We start from the raw sequence: 16,091 nt of genomic DNA on the forward strand, positions 1-16,091 counted from the left end.
GCGGTAAGGGTCCGGCATGAGGGGTTCCCGGGCCTGACGGGCTCCCCCGGTGGGTTGTCAGTGCCGCCGTCTATCGTGCGAAGCATGACCAGCCTGCCGCGTCCCGCCGTCCAGCTCTCCGCCGACGAGGCCCGTCGCATCGCCCTGCGCGCCCAGGGCTTCATGGGCGCGCCCGACCGCAAGGGCGGGGTGCGGGGCGTGCTGCGCCACCTGGGCGCGGTCCAGCTCGACACGATCTCGGTCCTCGCCCGGTCGCACGAGCTGATTCCGTACGCCCGCCTGGGCGCGGTGGGCCGCAAGACGGTGGACGCGGCGTACTGGACGGGCTCCCACGCGTTCGAGTACTGGTCGCACGCCGCCTGCATCCTCCCCGTGGAGGAGTGGCCGCACTTCGCCTTCCGCCGCCGCGCCTACCGCACCCGCCCGCACTGGCACCACGACCTGCCGGCCGAGGCGTACCAGCAGGTGATCAAGCAGCTGCGGGCCGAAGGCCCCCTGACCGCGACGGACTTGGGCGGCGCCAAGAACAAGGGCGAGTGGTGGGACTGGTCGGAGTCCAAGGTCGCCGTCGAACGCGCGCTGATGTACGGCGAGGTGGTGTGCGTCGAACGGCGCGGCTGGAAGCGGGTGTACGACCTGGCCGAGCGCGCCATTCCGGACGTCCACCTCCACGACGAGCTGGACGACGCCGAGTGCCTGCGCCGGCTCGTCGCGCTGGCGGGCCGCTCCCTGGGCGTGGGCACGCGCGCGGACATCGCGGACTACCACCGCCTCAAGGGCGAGCAGGTGGACGCGGTCATCGCCGACTCCGGTCTGGTGCCCGTCACCGTCCAGGGCTGGGACAAGGCCGCCTGGGCGGATCCGGAGGCGCTGGCCACCGAGCCGCGCGGACGTCACCGTACGACGCTGCTGTCCCCCTTCGACTCGCTGATCTGGGACCGCGCGCGCACCGAGCGGATCTTCGGCTTCACCCACCGGCTGGAGGCCTACACCCCCAAGCCGAAGCGGGTGTACGGATACTTCGCGATGCCCCTGCTGGCGGGCGGCAGGCTCCTCGGCCGCGTCGACCCCGCCCGCGAGGGCCGCACCCTCGTGGCCAAACAGGTCTCCCTGGAGACGCCCAAGGCCATCGCCCCGATGGCGCAGGCGCTGCTGGAGGCGGCACGGTGGGTGGGCTGCGACGCCGTACGGATCGAGCGCGCGGACACTCCGGGGCTGGCCCGTGAGCTGACGGCGGCGATAGCGGCGATCTGAGAGGCGCGATGGGGCGGGGCGCGGTCGGGCTGGACAGGGTCGGGCAGGCGCGGTGGGGCGGGTTAGCGGATCTCCAGGATCTTCTCGCGCATCGCGTACACCACCGCCTCCATCCGGGAGTGCAGCTGCAGCTTCTCCAGGATGTTGCGGACGTGGTTCTTCACGGTGTTCTCGGAGATGAACAACTCCTTGGCGATGTCCCGGTTGTTCATCCCCGTCGCCACGAGCTTGAGCACTTCGAGCTCGCGGTCGGTGAGTCTCGGCGCGGGCACCAGCCGGCGCTCGTCGGTGCGCTGGATCATCGACTTGAACTCGGTGAGCAGCTTCGACGCCATCGACGGGCTGATCTGGGACTGGCCGTCCGCGACCGCGCGGATGGCGGTCGCCACCTCGTCGGTGGAGATCTCCTTGAGGAGGTAGCCCGTCGCCCCCGCCTTGATCGCGTCGTAGAGGTCGGCCTCCTCGTCGCTGATCGTCAGCATGATGATCTTCGCGCTGGGAGCGACCTCCTTGATGGAGGTGCAGGCCTCGATCCCTCCGCGCCGCGGCATCCGCACGTCCATCAGCACGATGTCGGGCAGCAGGTCCGCCGCCTTGTCCACGGCCTCCGCCCCGTCGCCCGCCTCGCCGACGACCTGGATGTCCTCCTCTGCGGCCAGCACGATCTCCAGGCCCCGGCGGAACAGCGCGTGGTCGTCGACGACCAGGACCCGGATGGGCTCCTTGCGCGACCCCGCCGCTTCCATGCCGGTGGGAGCCCCGTCAGAACCGTCCGGGGCCGATCCGTCGTGCACCGGCCCGAAGCTGTCTGCCATCGTTCCTCCCCCTGAAGGCCATGGCCCGAGTTGGTGTGGCTGCCAACCGCGCTCCGGGGAGAAGCGGTTGGCGTGCGACGCCATGATTTCATGCCCGGCCGACAGAGCGGTGCTCCAGCCGTCGCACAGTGGTGCCCCTGGGGGCGCACAGGGCGCTCCAGGGGCACTACCGCTCTCTGGTACGGCGCGCCGCACGGGTCCGTTCAGCGCGCCGCCCACCTGGTCATCCGCCGAGCGCTCCGCCGGCGCCGCTCGCGTCCTCACCGGCCAGCGGGTCCGTCTCCAGGTGGATCACGCCGTAGTCGTAGGCGTGCCGCCGGTAGACGACGCTGGGATTCTTCGTCTCGGAGTCGACGAAGAGGTAGAAATCGTGCCCGACCAGTTCCATCTCGTAGAGCGCCTGGTCGAGCGTCATCGGGGCGGCGACATGGTTCTTCTCGCGGACCACCAGCGGTCCTTCGCCCTGGACCTCGACCGATCCCATCCTGGTGACGGGAACGCGCTCCTCCTGCGATCCCACCGGCTCGCCGTTCGCGTTCAGCTGGGCCACGCCCGGGACCACGTCGGCCACCTCGGCGGCCGGGATCCGACCGTTGCCCCTACGGGTGTAGCGCTTGTCGTGCTGCTTGCGCAGCCGCGCCTCCAGCTTGCTGTGGGCAAGGTCGAGGGCCGCGTACGGATCGGCTGCCGCCGCCTCCGCCCGGATCACCGGGCCACGCGAGTGCAGTGTGATCTCCACTCGGTCGGAACGGTCGGCCTGCCGCGGGTTGTGTTCCTTGGACACCTCGACGTCGAGGCTGATTACCTTGCCGTCGAGCTTCTGGATCTTCTCCAGCTTCAGCTTCTCGGCCACGTGCTTGCGGAACCGCTCGGGTACCTCGGTCTTGCGGCCCTTGACGACGATGTCCACGCAGAACTCCGTTCCCGGATCACTCCGCCTCAACCGCGGAGCATCTCCCTCTTGCACCAGACTCCGGTGAGCACCGGAGTCCCGGACTGGGCGACTTTCACCTCCTCCTCCCCTGCGGGGATGATCGCCACCCCACCGACTTCAGGGTCAGGGAAGTACCCAGAAGCGAGGCCGTGCATTCCGTGAGGCCGGCTGTCGCCATTCCTCACAACCGAACATAGCTCGCTCGGACGGATGTCGGCACCCGCTACCAGCACGTACCTCCGTTCAGGTGTTTCATGCCTCTTACTGCCTGCAACGATGCGGGTTCCCCGTCAGTTCCGGTTTATTTCGAAAGATGCGGGGGTCGATGCGACGACCGCCGCCGTCGCCCTCCGTTGCGCGAATCCCGCAATTCCGTGCGCCGGGACACCGCCCACCGCGCCGCCCGTTCCACCGGCCGCGCACGCCACCGCCCGGGCCGCCTCCACCAGCGAGGCACCCGTGGTCATGAGGTCGTCCACCAGGACCACCCGGCCGCCCTCCAGCAGCCGGTCACCACCCACCGCCACTTCCAGCGCCCCGCTCAGATTCGCCAGCCGCTGCCGGGCGCTCAGCCCCGACTGGTCCGCCACCGCACGCCGCTGACGCAGCACCGCCGCCACGCGCGCGTCCGTTCCCGTACGCCGTAGCTCCCCCGCCGCCGCCAGGGCGATCCGCCGCGCCGCGTCATGTCCGCGCGCCCGCACCGCACGCCGCGCCGACGGCACCGGCACGAGCAGCAGCGGCCCGTCCCGGGGCGCTGCCGCGGCCGCGCCCACCGCGCCCGCGAGCGCCTTGCCGAGGACCCCGGCCAGGCCCAGGGCGCCCCGTTCCTTGTGTGCGAGGAGCACCGCCCGTACGGCGTCCTCGTAGACCGCCGCCGCGTACACCACCGGCAGTCCTGCGGGCTCGGGGGCAGGTCGGACCCGCCGCGCCCGCACACCGAGCAGCGCCGCCGCGCACCGCTCACACAGCGCCGTACGGGGACTGCCGCAGCCGCCGCAGGCAACCGGCAGCACCAGCCCGGAGACCTCCTGCCACCATCCCCGCATGGCATCCACTCTGCCAACAGCGAGGCTGCCCGGCCACCCCTGTGGAAAACCGAGGGGGTGAGCCGGCCACCGGATCCGGCGAATCGGCGGGCACCCGTTCGCCACCGGCGGGGGCGGCCGGGCACCCGCCACCTACGGACCGGCCGATCGAACCGTAGAGCCCGTAGAGCGACAGCGGGCCGGCCGGGCGGCGGGGCCGCGGTCGGCCGGGCGGGCGGTCGGGTGACAGCCGCGGGGCGGGGCGGCCGGTCGGGTGACAGCCGCGGGGCGGCGCGGCCGTCAGCCCGGGTAGACCGGCGAGGACCCCGCCTTGACCGCCGTCTTCCAGTTGGCGCCCGGAGGCAGCCGAACGATGCCGTCCTCCTTGGAGTGCGCCACCAGCGGCAGCCGCTCGTCGTCCGCGGCGGCGATCTCGGTCACCCGGTTGGCGCCCGGCAGATTGCCCGCAGCCGACAGCGAGCCGTCCGTCTGCATGTAGCGCAGCTGCTGCTGAAGGCCGCCGGTCTCCTTGCCGACCACGACAAGACGGCTGCGGCCCGCCCAGGACACGGCCGTCACATCCTCCATCTGCGGGGCTCCGGGGCGCAGTTCCACCACGGAGACCTGAGGGTGCTCCGGGTCGCCGATCCGCTCCACGCGGCCGATCCGCAGCGTCGTGCGCCCGCCCTCGTTCACCAGGAGCGCGATCCGTACGCTGTCCGCCGACATCCGCACCTGCTCGATGTGCGCCCCGTTCAGACCGGCGACATCGACCTCCTGCGGCTGCCCCTGGCCGTGGTCGAGGTGGAGCAGCCGGGGGTGGGCCGGGTCACGGTCGGCCACCCACAGATCGTCACGGCCGTCCCAGCTCGGCGCCGAGAGGCCGTCCTTCGGATCCTTGCTCTGACTGGTCACCGCCGTCTTCACCAGCTCACCGTCGGAGACGATCGGCGCCACGTACAGCGAGCGGCCGTCGTTCGTCACGCCCGCGGCGCGCCTCTCGTCCCGCTCCACCGCGACCGAACGCAGCCGCTGCTCGGCCCGCCCGAAGGGTCCGGGGACCAGCTCGGTGACCACGTCCCCGTCCGCGCTGTCGGCACTGTCGGCGCCGTCCGCGCCGTCGCGCTCACCCGCCCGCATCCGCGCGAGCCGTCCCTGCGTGTCCACGAAGTACTGGCCGGGCTTGGGCGAGATCCGCTCCGGGGCGTACTGCTCGGCCTGGTCGCCGCCGAGCACGCACAACTGCGAGCCGTTCGCCCGGTCCAGCTCCACCTGGCTGACCCGGGTCGCCGTCAGATCCCGCAGGGTGAACAGCAGTTGGGCCGCCATCTTGCGGCACTGCCCGCCGCCGACGTTGGACGCCCGCTCACTGAGTGGCACCTTGAGCGCGTTGCGGTCGTCGAACGCGAGCGCCTTGGTGCCGTCCTTCAGTGCCGTACCGCTCGGGAAGCGTGAACCCACCACCGGCCGCAGCCAGTTGGTCGGCCCCTCCAGCACGGCCATGACCGTCTGGGTGACCAGGTTCATCTGCGTCTCGGGGTCGTTGCGCTGGCGCACGTACACCGGATCGGCGACCAGCCGGTCCTGACCGGAGGCGAAGTAGTACTTGTTGACGGAGCGGTAGATGCGCTGGAAGTCCGACTGGCCGAGCAGCAGCCCCTCGGGCAGCGTGTCGATGCGCCACTCCTTGCCGCTCGCCGTGTTCTGCCGTACGAGATGGATCGTCTCGTTGTACGTCGGCTTCGCTCCGGCCGGCTGGTAGGCGTGCTGTTTGTCCACCACGGCGACCGGCCTGCCGGTCACGGTGAACGTGAAGCTGGAGCTGTCGCCCTTGTCGCTGGTCCGGCTCGGCTGCGGGTTCGGCCCGTCGGCCAGCACCGTGGTCGCCTGATCCGGCTTCCAGGTCCGCGCGGCCTGCGGCGTCAGATACTTGCGCGCCGTCGCGAACTGCGGGTCGTCACTGGTCATCGCCTCCAGGAACCCGTCGACTATCTCGTCGGCGGCCGCCCCCTCGCGCGGCGGCACCGCGTACACCTGCACCTGCGAGTCGGCGCGCTGCGAGGCCTGCACCGCGTGCACATCCCCGCTGTCGGGCATCGACGCGCACCCCGCCATCAGCACACCGCCGCAGCCCAGCAGCGCGGCCGACCGCAACCGACGGCCGCGGCCCCTCCCCCGATCAGCGCCCACGAGACGATTCCTCCTGGTCGGCGGCTGCCTGGGCAGCCGCTCTGTCAGCAGCCTGCGATGGTACGGACTCGCCCTCCCCGCGCGCGTCGGTGACCCGCGGCACCACCCTGGCCCCGCCGCCACCGGGCAGCGCGGTCGGATCGGCGGCCGGCCCGGACGTACGCGGCGGGGCCGGCGGCCGGGGCGGCACCGGCAGCGAGGACCGGGTGGCGGCGGGCTGGACCGGCACGCTCGCCAGCCGCAGCCCGTTGCCCTGCTCGGGCGCCGCGCCCAGCCGGGCCCGCTCCCGCGCGGCCCGGGAATCCTCCGGCTCCAGCGGTATCGGAGATCCGCGCAACGGCTCGTCGGCCGTACGCGGCAGCGTCAGCCGGAACTGGGAGCCGCCGCCGGGCTCACCCCAGGCCTGGAGCCAGCCGCCGTGCAGCCGCGCGTCCTCGACGGCGATCGACAGACCCAAACCGGTGCCCCCGGTCGTCCTGGCGCGGGCGGGGTCGGCGCGCCAGAAGCGGTTGAACACCCGGGTCGCCTCGCCGGGCTTGAGGCCCACTCCGTAGTCGCGCACCGCGATGGCTACCGCGCCCCCGGCCGAGCCCATGCGCACCACCACGTCCCGGCCCTCGCCGTGCTCCACGGCGTTGACCACCAGGTTGCGCAGCACCCGCTCGACCCGCCGGGCGTCGGCCTCGGCGATGACCGGCTGCTCGTCACCGACCACCCGTATCCGGGTGCCCTTGCGCTCGGCGAGCGGCTCGGCGCCCTCGATGACCCGGCGCACGACCTCGCGCAGGTCTATCGGCTCGGCCTCCAGAGCAGCCGCGCCCGCGTCGAACCGGCTGATCTCCAGAAGGTCCGCCAGCAGCGACTCGAACCGGTCCAGCTGTCCGGCCAGCAGCTCCGCCGACCGCGCCGTCACCGGATCGAAGTCGACCCGCGCCTCGTGGATGACGTCCGCCGCCATCCGTACGGTCGTCAGCGGCGTCCGCAGTTCGTGCGAGACGTCCGAGACGAACCGCCGCTGCATCCGCGACAGCTCCTCCAGCTGCTGGATCTTGAGCTGGAGGTTCTGCGCCATCTTGTTGAAGGCCTCGCCGAGCCGCGCGATGTCGTCCTCGCCGGTGACCTTCATCCGTTCCTGGAGCTTGGCCGCGGAGAGCCGCTCGGCGATCTGCGCCGCCATCCGGACCGGGGTGACGACCTGGCGCACCACCAGCCAGGCGATCGCCCCGAGCAGCACCACCAGGAAGAGGCCGGCGGTGGCGAGAGTGCCCTTGACCAGGCTCAGCGTCTTCTCCTCCTGCGCCAGCGGGAAGAGGTAGTACAGCTGGTAGGCCTGGCCGTCGACGTCCTTCAGCTTGGTCCCGATGACCAGGCCCGGCTTGGGCTCCTGGCCGTCGAGGTACTTGATCGAGGCGTACGTCTTGTACGCCCCCGTGCCCTGGTCGACGTCGTCCCGCAGGCTCTGCGGGACGCTCGCGGCCGGGTCCACGCCGCCCGACGCGCGCGGGCCGCGGTTGCTGGAGCCCGAGTCCTCTGAGTCGGCGCTCAGCGCGACCACGTAGAACGCGCCCTGGCCGCCACTGGCGAGCTGGGTCACCAGCTCGCTGCGCCAGGTCACCGAGCTGCCGGCCTGTCCGTCGGAGCCGTCGTCCTGCCCGCCCGGCGCCGCCGGGGCGCTGGCCTTGTCCTTGGCCACGGCGAAGCCGCCCGCGGACTGGCTCTCGGACGCCTTCTCCTTGGTGACGAGGAGCCCGTTGCGCACCTGACCGATGACAACGAACCCGAGCAGCAGCACCACACCCAGCGACATCAGCAGGGTGGAGGCGACCACCCGCAGCTGGATGTTGCGCCGCCACAGCCGCACCGCGGGCAGCAGCGGACGCCTCACCCAGCGCGCGAACAACCGCAGCACGGGGCTGCCGGGCGTGCCCTCCTGGAGGATCCGCCCGCCCCATGACGTCTTTCGTCCCCCGTCAGCAGCCCGCCCCCCACGGACCCCGGGCTTCCCGGGCTTCGGAGCAGCGCCGCCGCGGGACATGTCAGCTCGGTCCAGCCTTGTAACCGACACCACGGACGGTCACCACGATCTCCGGACGCTCGGGGTCCTTCTCGACCTTCGAGCGGAGCCGCTGCACATGCACGTTCACCAGCCGCGTGTCCGCCGCGTGCCGGTACCCCCACACCTGCTCCAGGAGCACCTCACGGGTGAACACCTGCCACGGCTTGCGCGCCAGCGCGACCAGCAGGTCGAACTCCAGCGGGGTCAGGGCGATGGACTGCCCGTCCCGCTTCACGGAGTGACCCGCCACGTCGATCACCAGATCGCCGATCGCCAGCTGCTCCGGCGCCGGCTCCTCCGACCTCCTCAGGCGCGCCCGGATACGGGCGACCAGCTCCTTCGGCTTGAACGGCTTCACGATGTAGTCGTCGGCCCCGGACTCCAGGCCGACCACCACATCCACCGTGTCGCTCTTGGCGGTGAGCATCACGATCGGCACGCCGGACTCGGCCCTGATCAGCCTGCAGACCTCGATGCCGTCCCGTCCGGGCAGCATGAGGTCCAGCAGTACCAGGTCCGGCTTGGCCTCACGGAATGCCGCCAGTGCCTTGTCGCCGTCCGCTACGAACGACGGCTCAAAACCTTCTCCACGCAGCACAATGCCGAGCATCTCGGCCAGCGCGGTGTCGTCGTCGACGACAAGGACGCGTCCCTTCATAAACGTCATCATCCCATTAGCTAATCGTTACCTGGCGTGACCTGGCACACAGCTCTCTCAGACCGCCCCCGGTGACGGGCGAGAGAACACCTTCTTCGGTGACGATCGCCGTCACCAGCTCGGGGGGCGTCACATCGAACGCCGGGTTGTACGCCTGCGTCCCCAACGGCGCCACGGGCAGCCCTCCGCCCGCCCCCCACCCGGCCACAGGAGCCTGCGGTCCGGTGAGCTCCGTCACCTCCTGCCCGGGCCGCTGCTCGACCTCGATCGACGCCCCGTCGGGGGTTTCCAGATCCACCGTCGTGACCGGTGCCACCACGATGAACGGCACATGGTGGTACTTGGCGAGCACGGCGAGCGGATAGCTCCCCACCTTGTTCGCCACCGATCCGTCGGCGGCTATCCGGTCCGCCCCCACCAGAACGGCGTCCACCTCCCCCGCCGCGAACAGCGAGCCCGCGGCATTGTCGGTGAGCAGGCTGTACGCCATTCCGCTGCGCGCCGCTTCGTACGCGGTCAGTCTGGCCCCTTGGAGCAGCGGCCGCGTCTCGTCGACCCACAGCCGCCGCAGCCGGCCCGCCCGGTGCGCGGCCAGCGCCACCGCGAAGGCGGTGCCCTCGCCGCCGGAGACCAGCCGTCCGGTGTTGCAGTGCGTGAGCACCCGGTGGCTGCCGCCGGGCAGCAGCTCGTCGAGCAGAGCCAGGCCGTGGGCAGCCATCCTGACACTCGCCTCCGCGTCCGCCCGATGCAGGGCCCTCGCAGCGGCCAGAGCCGCCGTCCCCGCCTCCTGCGGACCGGCGCCCTTGTCCAGCGCCGCCTGATACGCCCCGAGCGCCAGCCGCACCCCGTATCCGAGGTTCACCGCGGTGGGCCGCGCCGCCGCCAGCAGAGCCGCGGCCTCCTGGACGTCGTAGCCGCGCACCCCCGCCAGCGCCACCCCGTACGCCCCCGCGATACCCAGCAGCGGCGCCCCACGGACGGCCAGCGTCTGGATGGCCCGCACCAGCCCCGGCACATCCGTACAGACCAGCTCCACCTCCTCGGCCGGCAGCCGGGTCTGGTCGAGGAGCACCAGCACCGGCCCCTCCGGCGGCTCGTCCCAACGCAGCTGTTCCAGTCCCGACGGCTCGGAGCCCACGGTGGATCGCACCTCGTGATCAGCCATCCGCCCAGTCTGCCCGGTGAGCCACCGACAATTGAAGGTGCCAACGAGATACGGGGGCCGGTCCGCGGCTCGGAACCGCATGGCACGATGGCTGCCGACCCCGACGTGCCGGCTCGCCGAGCTGGTCCCACGACCAATCCACGAGGTGGACGACCGTGAACGACTCTCCGGGCTGGGCTTCGCCCGGATCGGCCCCCTCCGACGGCGAGGACACCGGTACGTCCGGGCAGTCCGAGCCCTCCGACCGGGCCCGCGCGTCCTCGCAGTGGTCCCGGAACCAGCCTCCGGCGGGCCAGTGGTCGCCTCCGGCCCCCACACCGGGCCCGGGCACGCCCCCACCCCCGCCGGGCCGTCCTGGGCCCCAGCAGGGCGGCTGGGGGCCGCCTCCGCCTCCCGGCGGACAGTGGAACTCCGGCTGGGGTCCCGCGCCCGCCGCCAAGCCCGGCGTGATCCCGCTGCGCCCGCTGGGCGTCGGCGAGATCCTCGACGGCGCGGTGTCGACGATGCGCGCCCACTGGCGCACCGTCCTCGGGGTGACCCTCACGGTCGCCGTGATCACCCAGATCGCGGACATCCTCATCCAGCGCTACCTGCTGCCGGACCCGCCGGAGATCGACGCGAACGCCACCGGCACCGAGGCGCTCGACCAGGCCATGGACTCGCTGCGGTCGAGCATGCTCAGGATGCTGCCCGCCGGGGTCCTGGCACTGGTCGGCACGCTCTTCGTGACGGCGGTCCTGACCATCGTCATCAGCCGCTCCGTGCTGGGACGCCCGGTGACGCTGCGGGAGGCCTGGACGGAGGCCCGGCCGAGGCTGCTGCCGCTGCTGGGCCTGCTGGTGCTGCTTCCCCTGATGGCGGGCGCGATCGTGGGCATCGGAATCCTGCCCGGCGTGCTCATCGGGTCCGACGCCGGTGCGGCCCTGGCCGGACTCGGCGGTCTGGCCGCCTTCGTGGTCGTGATCTGGCTGCTGGTCCGGTTCAGCCTCGCCGCGCCCGCGCTGATGCTGGAGCGCCAGAGCCTGGTGAAGTCCCTGCGCCGGTCCGCCAAGCTGGTGCGCGGCGCCTGGTGGCGCATCCTCGGCATCACCCTGCTGACGGTTCTCCTGACCTCCATCGTCTCGATGATCATCGCTATCCCGTTCACCGTAACCGGGATGATCGTGGACGACGGCGGTTCCAGCAGCCTCTTCTCCGGGAACGCCTCCGACTTCGGCTGGCCGTTCCTGATCATCACCGGGATCGGCGCCGTGATCGCCGCGGCGATCACCTACCCGATCTCCGCCGGGGTGGCCGCGCTGCTCTACATCGACCAGCGCATCCGCCGCGAAGCCCTCGACCTCGACCTCGCGCGCGCCGCCAACCTGCCGGGCTACGAGACTCCCGGGAGCTGATGCGGTGTCCGCGACGGGGGGCGCTACCATGGGGCGGCTGCTGGTCCGAGCGGTCGGCGAACCACCGGTGGACACGCCGCGCGTGCCCGCCCGCGAGGCGGCACGGCGCGAACTGTCCAAGCCGATGTACCACGAGAACGACCCGAATCTGCTGGAGCGCGCCCTCGACCGCTTCTGGGACTGGGTCGGCGGCCTGTTCAGCGCCGCCTCGGGCGCCACCCCGGGCGGCGCGCTCGGGCTGGTGGCCATCGCCGTGTTCGTCCTGGCCCTGATCGCCGCCCTGTGGTGGCGTCTGGGCACGCCGCAGCGCACGGTCTCCACCCTCGGCGCGGTCTTCGACGACCGCCCGCGCAGCGCGGCGGAGCACCGCGCCACGGCCGAGGCCCACGCCGCCGCCGGCCGCTGGACCGAGGCCGTCCAGGAACGGATGCGTGCCCTTGTCCGCTCCCTGGAGGAGCGCGCCCTGCTCGACCCGCGCCCCGGCCGCACCGCCGACGAGGCCGCGGCCGAGGCGGGCCGTCCGCTGCCCGGCCACGCCGACCGGCTCCGCGCCGCCGCCCGCGCCTTCGACGACGTCACATACGGCGGCCGTACGGCGAGCCAGGCCGTGTACGCCCGTCTGCGCGACCTCGACACCGACCTGGAACGTACGAAGCCGGATCTCAACGCCCTCGACCAACGCCCCACGACGGAAGCGGCTTCCCGGGGAGCGGCCGAATGACCAGCACGCAGTCCCCGGCGGCCTCGTCCCCGTCCACATCCACCGACGCGACGGCCCGTCAGCTCTGGACACGTGGCCGTGGGTTGGTGCTCGCCGCCGTGATCCTCCTGGTCGCGGGGATCGTCCTCGCCGCCACCCGCTCCGGCGACCACCACGGCCGTCTCGACCCCCGCTCGGCGGACCGCTACGGCAGCCGCGCCGTCGCCGAACTCCTCAAGGACCAGGGTGTCTCCACCCGCGTGGTCACCACTCTCGACGACGCCACCCGGGCCGCGGGACCGGACACCACACTCCTGGTCACCGCCCCCGATCTGCTCACCACCTCCCAGCAGCACCGGCTCCATGACGCGGCCGCCAAGTCGGGCGGCCGAACCCTGCTGCTCGCCGCCGGCGCACCCTCCCTTCCCGTCCTGGCCCCCGGCGTACGGGAAGAGGGCTCTTCCTCGGTCGGCAACCGCGAGCCGAACTGCCCCCTGCCCCTGGCCAACCGCGCCGGAAGCGCCGACACCGGTGGCTTCCGCTACACCTCCGGGAACCAGGCCGATGACGCCTGCTACCCGGCGGGCGGCCTGCCCACCCTGCTCCGGATACAGACCCCTGCCCAGGGCGACACCGTCCTGCTCGGCGCCCCCGACATCCTCTACAACCACCGTCTCGACAAGCAGGGCAACGCCTCGCTCGCCCTCCAACTCCTCGGCTCCCGCCCCCATCTGGTCTGGTACCTCCCCTCGCTCGGTGATGACTCGGCCACCGACGGCGGTGACCGCAGCTTCTTCGATCTCGTCCCCTCCGGCTGGCTCTGGGCCACCCTTCAGCTCACGCTCGCGGCCGCCCTCGCCGCCATCTGGCGGGCCCGCCGCCTCGGCCCGCTGGTGACCGAGCAACTCCCGGTAGCCGTCCGCGCTTCCGAGGCGACTGAGGGCCGAGCCCGCCTCTATCGCAAGGCCAACGCCCGCGACCGCGCGTCCGACGCCCTGCGTTCGGCCACCCGCGCCCGACTTGCCCCCCTCCTGGGCGTGCCCGCCGCCTCGGCACACGCGCCCGAACTCCTCCTCCCCGCCGTCTCCGCCCGGATCCCGGCGCCCGGACAGGACCTGCACGTCCTGCTCTTCGGCCCGCCCCCGGCCGACGACGCCGCACTGGTCCGCCTCGCGGACGAACTCGACGCCCTCGAAAGAGAGGTACGCACCTCATGAGCGACCGAACCCCGGCGACCCCCGCGACCCCGGACAACGCCCGCGCCTCCCTGGAGGCCCTGCGCGCCGAGATCGCCAAGGCCGTCGTCGGCCAGGACTCCGCCGTGACGGGCCTGGTCGTGGCCCTGCTCTGCCGTGGCCATGTCCTGCTGGAAGGAGTGCCGGGCGTCGCCAAGACACTCCTGGTGCGCTCGCTCGCCGCCTCACTCGAACTCGACACCAAGCGCGTCCAGTTCACCCCCGATCTGATGCCCAGCGATGTCACCGGTTCGCTGATCTACGACGCCCGCACCGCCGAGTTCTCCTTCCAGGCCGGCCCCGTGTTCACGAATCTGCTGCTCGCGGACGAGATCAACCGAACACCCCCCAAAACGCAGTCCTCCCTCCTCGAAGCCATGGAGGAGCGCCAGGTCACGGTCGACGGCACACCGCGCCCGCTTCCCGAGCCGTTCCTGGTCGCCGCGACCCAGAACCCTGTCGAGTACGAGGGCACGTATCCCCTGCCGGAAGCCCAGCTGGACCGCTTCCTGCTGAAGTTGACGGTGCCCCTGCCCTCCCGCGCGGACGAGATCAGCGTCCTGGCACGTCACGCCGAAGGCTTCGACCCTCGTGACCTCAAGGCAGCGGGAGTCCGCCCGGTCGCGGGAGCAGCCGATCTCGAAGCCGCCCGCGCCGCCGTCGCCAAGACCTCCGTCTCGGCGGAGATCACCGGCTATGTCGTCGATATCTGTCGTGCCACGCGTGAATCCCCCTCACTCAGCCTCGGTGTCTCTCCCCGAGGCGCCACCGCCTTGCTCTCCACCGCCCGCGCCTGGGCCTGGCTCACGGGCCGGGACTATGTCATCCCCGACGACGTGAAGGCCTTGGCCCTCCCCACACTGCGCCACCGCATCCAGTTGCGTCCCGAGGCGGAGATGGAGGGCGTCACCGCCGACTCCGTCATCACCTCGGTCCTCGCCCACGTCCCCGTCCCCCGCTGAGACGGCGGCCGTGGCTCTCACCGGGCGCGCCGCGCTGCTCGCTGCTCTCGGATCCGTACCCGTCGGCGTATGGGCCCCGAGCTGGGCGGGAATGCTCGCGGTCAACGCCCCCCTCACACTCGCAATGATGTGCGACTACGCCCTCGCCGCGCCAGTGCGAAAGCTTCAATTCACCCGAAACGGTGATACATCAGTTCGACTGGGTGACGCCGCCGAGGTCGTCCTCACCGTCACCAACCCTTCGACCCGCTCGCTGCGGGCCCAGCTCCGCGACGCCTGGCCGCCCAGCAGTTGGGCCTCCGCCGCCGAACAGGACGCCTCCCGCCACACCGTGACAGTCCCAGCGGGCGAACGCCGCCGGGTCACCACAGCTCTGCGCCCGACCCGCCGTGGCGACCGCCGCTCCCAGCAGATCACCGTCCGCTCCTACGGGCCGCTCGGCCTCGTCTCCCGCCAGGGCAGTCACCACGTCCCCTGGACCGTACGTGTGCTCCCGCCGTTCACCAGCCGCAAGCACCTGCCTTCGCGGCTCGCCCGACTACGGGAACTGGACGGACGTACCAGTGTGCTGACGAGGGGCGAAGGAACCGAGTTCGACAGCCTGCGCCCATACGTTCCTGGCGACGACACCCGCTCCATCGACTGGCGTGCCACCGCCCGGCAGAACGCCGTTGCCCTACGCACCTGGCGACCGGAGCGCGACCGCCACATCCTCGTCGTCCTGGACACGGGCCGCACGTCGGCCGGACGCGTGGGTGACATCCCCCGCCTGGACGCCGCCATGGACGCCTCCCTACTCCTGGCTGCCCTGGCCTCACGCGCCGGCGACCGCGTTGATCTCCTCGCGTACGACCGCCGCGTACGAGCCCAGGTACGAGGCCGTTCCGCCAGCGAACTCCTGCCGGCTCTCGTCAATACGATGGCATCACTCGAGCCGGAACTCGTGGAAACGGATGCACGAGGGCTGAGTGCCGGCGCCCTCGCACATGCCCCTCGACGTTCCTTGATCGTGTTGTTCACCAGCCTGGACGCGGCGCCGGTCGAGGAGGGCCTACTGCCCGTCCTCCCTCAGCTCACCAAGCGCCACACGGTCCTGGTGGCGGCGATCGCCGACCCCCGTATCAAGGCGATGGCGAAGGCACGCGGCACTGTGGATGCCGTTTACGAGGCAGCCGCAGCCAGCCGTACGCACGAAGAACGTCGCCGCACGGCCGAGCAGTTGAGGCGGCATGGAGTCACCGTCGTGGACGCCGCCCCGGACGAACTCGCGCCCGCGGTGGCGGATGCCTATCTGGCACTCAAGGCCGCAGGTCGTCTCTGAGGGGAAATGGGAATGTGGTTGGGCGAGGGGTGGAGAGCGCCTCTGCCAGCCCAACGGGTCCTGAACGCAAAAATGCCTCAACCCCCGGCCCAAAAGGGCACGGGGGTTGAGGCTAAAGATTGTTCGGCGGCGTCCTACTCTCCCACAGGGTCCCCCCTGCAGTACCATCGGCGCTGAAAGGCTTAGCTTCCGGGTTCGGAATGTAACCGGGCGTTTCCCTAACGCTATGACCACCGAAACACTATGAAAATTTGAACGCTGGCATTGACACAGCTGTTCGTTATTTCAGAACTAACACAGTGGACGCGAGCAACTGAGGACAAGCCCTCGGCCTATTAGTACCAGTCAGCTCCACCCCTTACGAGGCTTCCACATCTGG

13 protein-coding genes and 1 rRNA gene are annotated in these 16,091 nt (G+C 71.6%); 6 read left to right on the forward strand and 8 right to left on the reverse strand.

Going from position 1 to position 16,091, the window contains the following annotated elements; all coding sequences use genetic code 11:
• The first annotated feature begins 84 nt into the window (after window positions 1-84).
• Window positions 85-1,254: a winged helix-turn-helix domain-containing protein gene (locus tag ACZ4MU_RS14500; protein WP_467875471.1), complete on the forward strand. Its 1,170-nt coding sequence runs from the start codon at window positions 85-87 to the stop codon at window positions 1,252-1,254.
• 62 nt (window positions 1,255-1,316) lie between these two features.
• Here the strand turns inward: ACZ4MU_RS14500 and ACZ4MU_RS14505 are convergent, their stop codons facing one another.
• From ACZ4MU_RS14505 to mtnA, 7 genes are all read right to left on the reverse strand, one after another.
• Window positions 1,317-2,069 (reverse strand): response regulator, encoded by a 753-nt coding sequence (locus ACZ4MU_RS14505; protein WP_067159746.1) that lies wholly within the window; start codon window positions 2,067-2,069, stop codon window positions 1,317-1,319.
• 223 nt (window positions 2,070-2,292) lie between these two features.
• Entirely contained in the window at window positions 2,293-2,979 is a 687-nt protein-coding gene (hpf, locus tag ACZ4MU_RS14510) for a ribosome hibernation-promoting factor, HPF/YfiA family (RefSeq protein ID WP_467875475.1), read from the reverse strand.
• Window positions 2,980-3,293: 314 nt separating this feature from the next.
• Window positions 3,294-4,052, reverse strand: a complete 759-nt coding sequence (locus ACZ4MU_RS14515; protein WP_467875477.1) for a ComF family protein — start codon at window positions 4,050-4,052, stop codon at window positions 3,294-3,296.
• Window positions 4,053-4,331: 279 nt separating this feature from the next.
• Entirely contained in the window at window positions 4,332-6,221 is a 1,890-nt protein-coding gene (locus tag ACZ4MU_RS14520) for an LpqB family beta-propeller domain-containing protein (protein ID WP_467875479.1), read from the reverse strand.
• Window positions 6,211-8,256 carry an MtrAB system histidine kinase MtrB gene (gene mtrB, locus ACZ4MU_RS14525; RefSeq protein ID WP_467875482.1) on the reverse strand — a complete coding sequence of 682 codons (2,046 nt, stop codon included), beginning with the start codon at window positions 8,254-8,256 and terminating at the stop codon, window positions 6,211-6,213. The genes ACZ4MU_RS14520 and mtrB overlap by 11 nt, the downstream gene beginning before the upstream one ends.
• Window position 8,257: 1 nt before the next feature.
• On the reverse strand, window positions 8,258-8,947 hold the full coding sequence (gene mtrA / locus ACZ4MU_RS14530) for a two-component system response regulator MtrA (RefSeq protein WP_188278465.1): 690 nt from the start codon (window positions 8,945-8,947) through the stop codon (window positions 8,258-8,260).
• 4 nt (window positions 8,948-8,951) lie between these two features.
• Window positions 8,952-10,100 (reverse strand): S-methyl-5-thioribose-1-phosphate isomerase, encoded by a 1,149-nt coding sequence (gene mtnA, locus ACZ4MU_RS14535; RefSeq protein WP_467875485.1) that lies wholly within the window; start codon window positions 10,098-10,100, stop codon window positions 8,952-8,954.
• 155 nt (window positions 10,101-10,255) lie between these two features.
• Between mtnA and ACZ4MU_RS14540 the strand changes: the two genes are divergently transcribed.
• Genes ACZ4MU_RS14540 through ACZ4MU_RS14560 form a run of 5 tightly spaced genes read left to right on the forward strand, consistent with a single transcriptional unit; the run spans window position 10,256 to window position 15,712 of the window.
• Complete coding sequence (locus tag ACZ4MU_RS14540) at window positions 10,256-11,494, forward strand: DUF7847 domain-containing protein (protein ID WP_467875488.1); 1,239 nt, start codon at window positions 10,256-10,258, stop codon at window positions 11,492-11,494.
• 28 nt (window positions 11,495-11,522) lie between these two features.
• Window positions 11,523-12,215, forward strand: coding sequence for a DUF4129 domain-containing protein (locus ACZ4MU_RS14545; protein WP_467875491.1), 693 nt, complete (start codon window positions 11,523-11,525; stop codon window positions 12,213-12,215).
• A complete protein-coding gene (locus ACZ4MU_RS14550; RefSeq protein WP_467875492.1) occupies window positions 12,212-13,411 on the forward strand; it encodes a DUF4350 domain-containing protein in 1,200 nt (399 codons plus the stop codon). The genes ACZ4MU_RS14545 and ACZ4MU_RS14550 overlap by 4 nt, the downstream gene beginning before the upstream one ends.
• Window positions 13,408-14,391 (forward strand): AAA family ATPase, encoded by a 984-nt coding sequence (locus ACZ4MU_RS14555; protein ID WP_467875495.1) that lies wholly within the window; start codon window positions 13,408-13,410, stop codon window positions 14,389-14,391. Before ACZ4MU_RS14550 ends, ACZ4MU_RS14555 begins: the two co-directional genes overlap by 4 nt.
• 10 nt (window positions 14,392-14,401) lie before the next feature.
• Window positions 14,402-15,712: a DUF58 domain-containing protein gene (locus ACZ4MU_RS14560; protein WP_467875498.1), complete on the forward strand. Its 1,311-nt coding sequence runs from the start codon at window positions 14,402-14,404 to the stop codon at window positions 15,710-15,712.
• A 121-nt stretch (window positions 15,713-15,833) separates the two neighbouring features.
• On the opposite strand, the gene rrf is transcribed toward ACZ4MU_RS14560, so the two are convergent.
• A 5S ribosomal RNA gene (rrf, locus tag ACZ4MU_RS14565) occupies window positions 15,834-15,950 on the reverse strand.
• Window positions 15,951-16,091: the final 141 nt, after the last annotated feature.

The organism is Streptomyces sp. NPDC026377 (genome assembly GCF_055567715.1).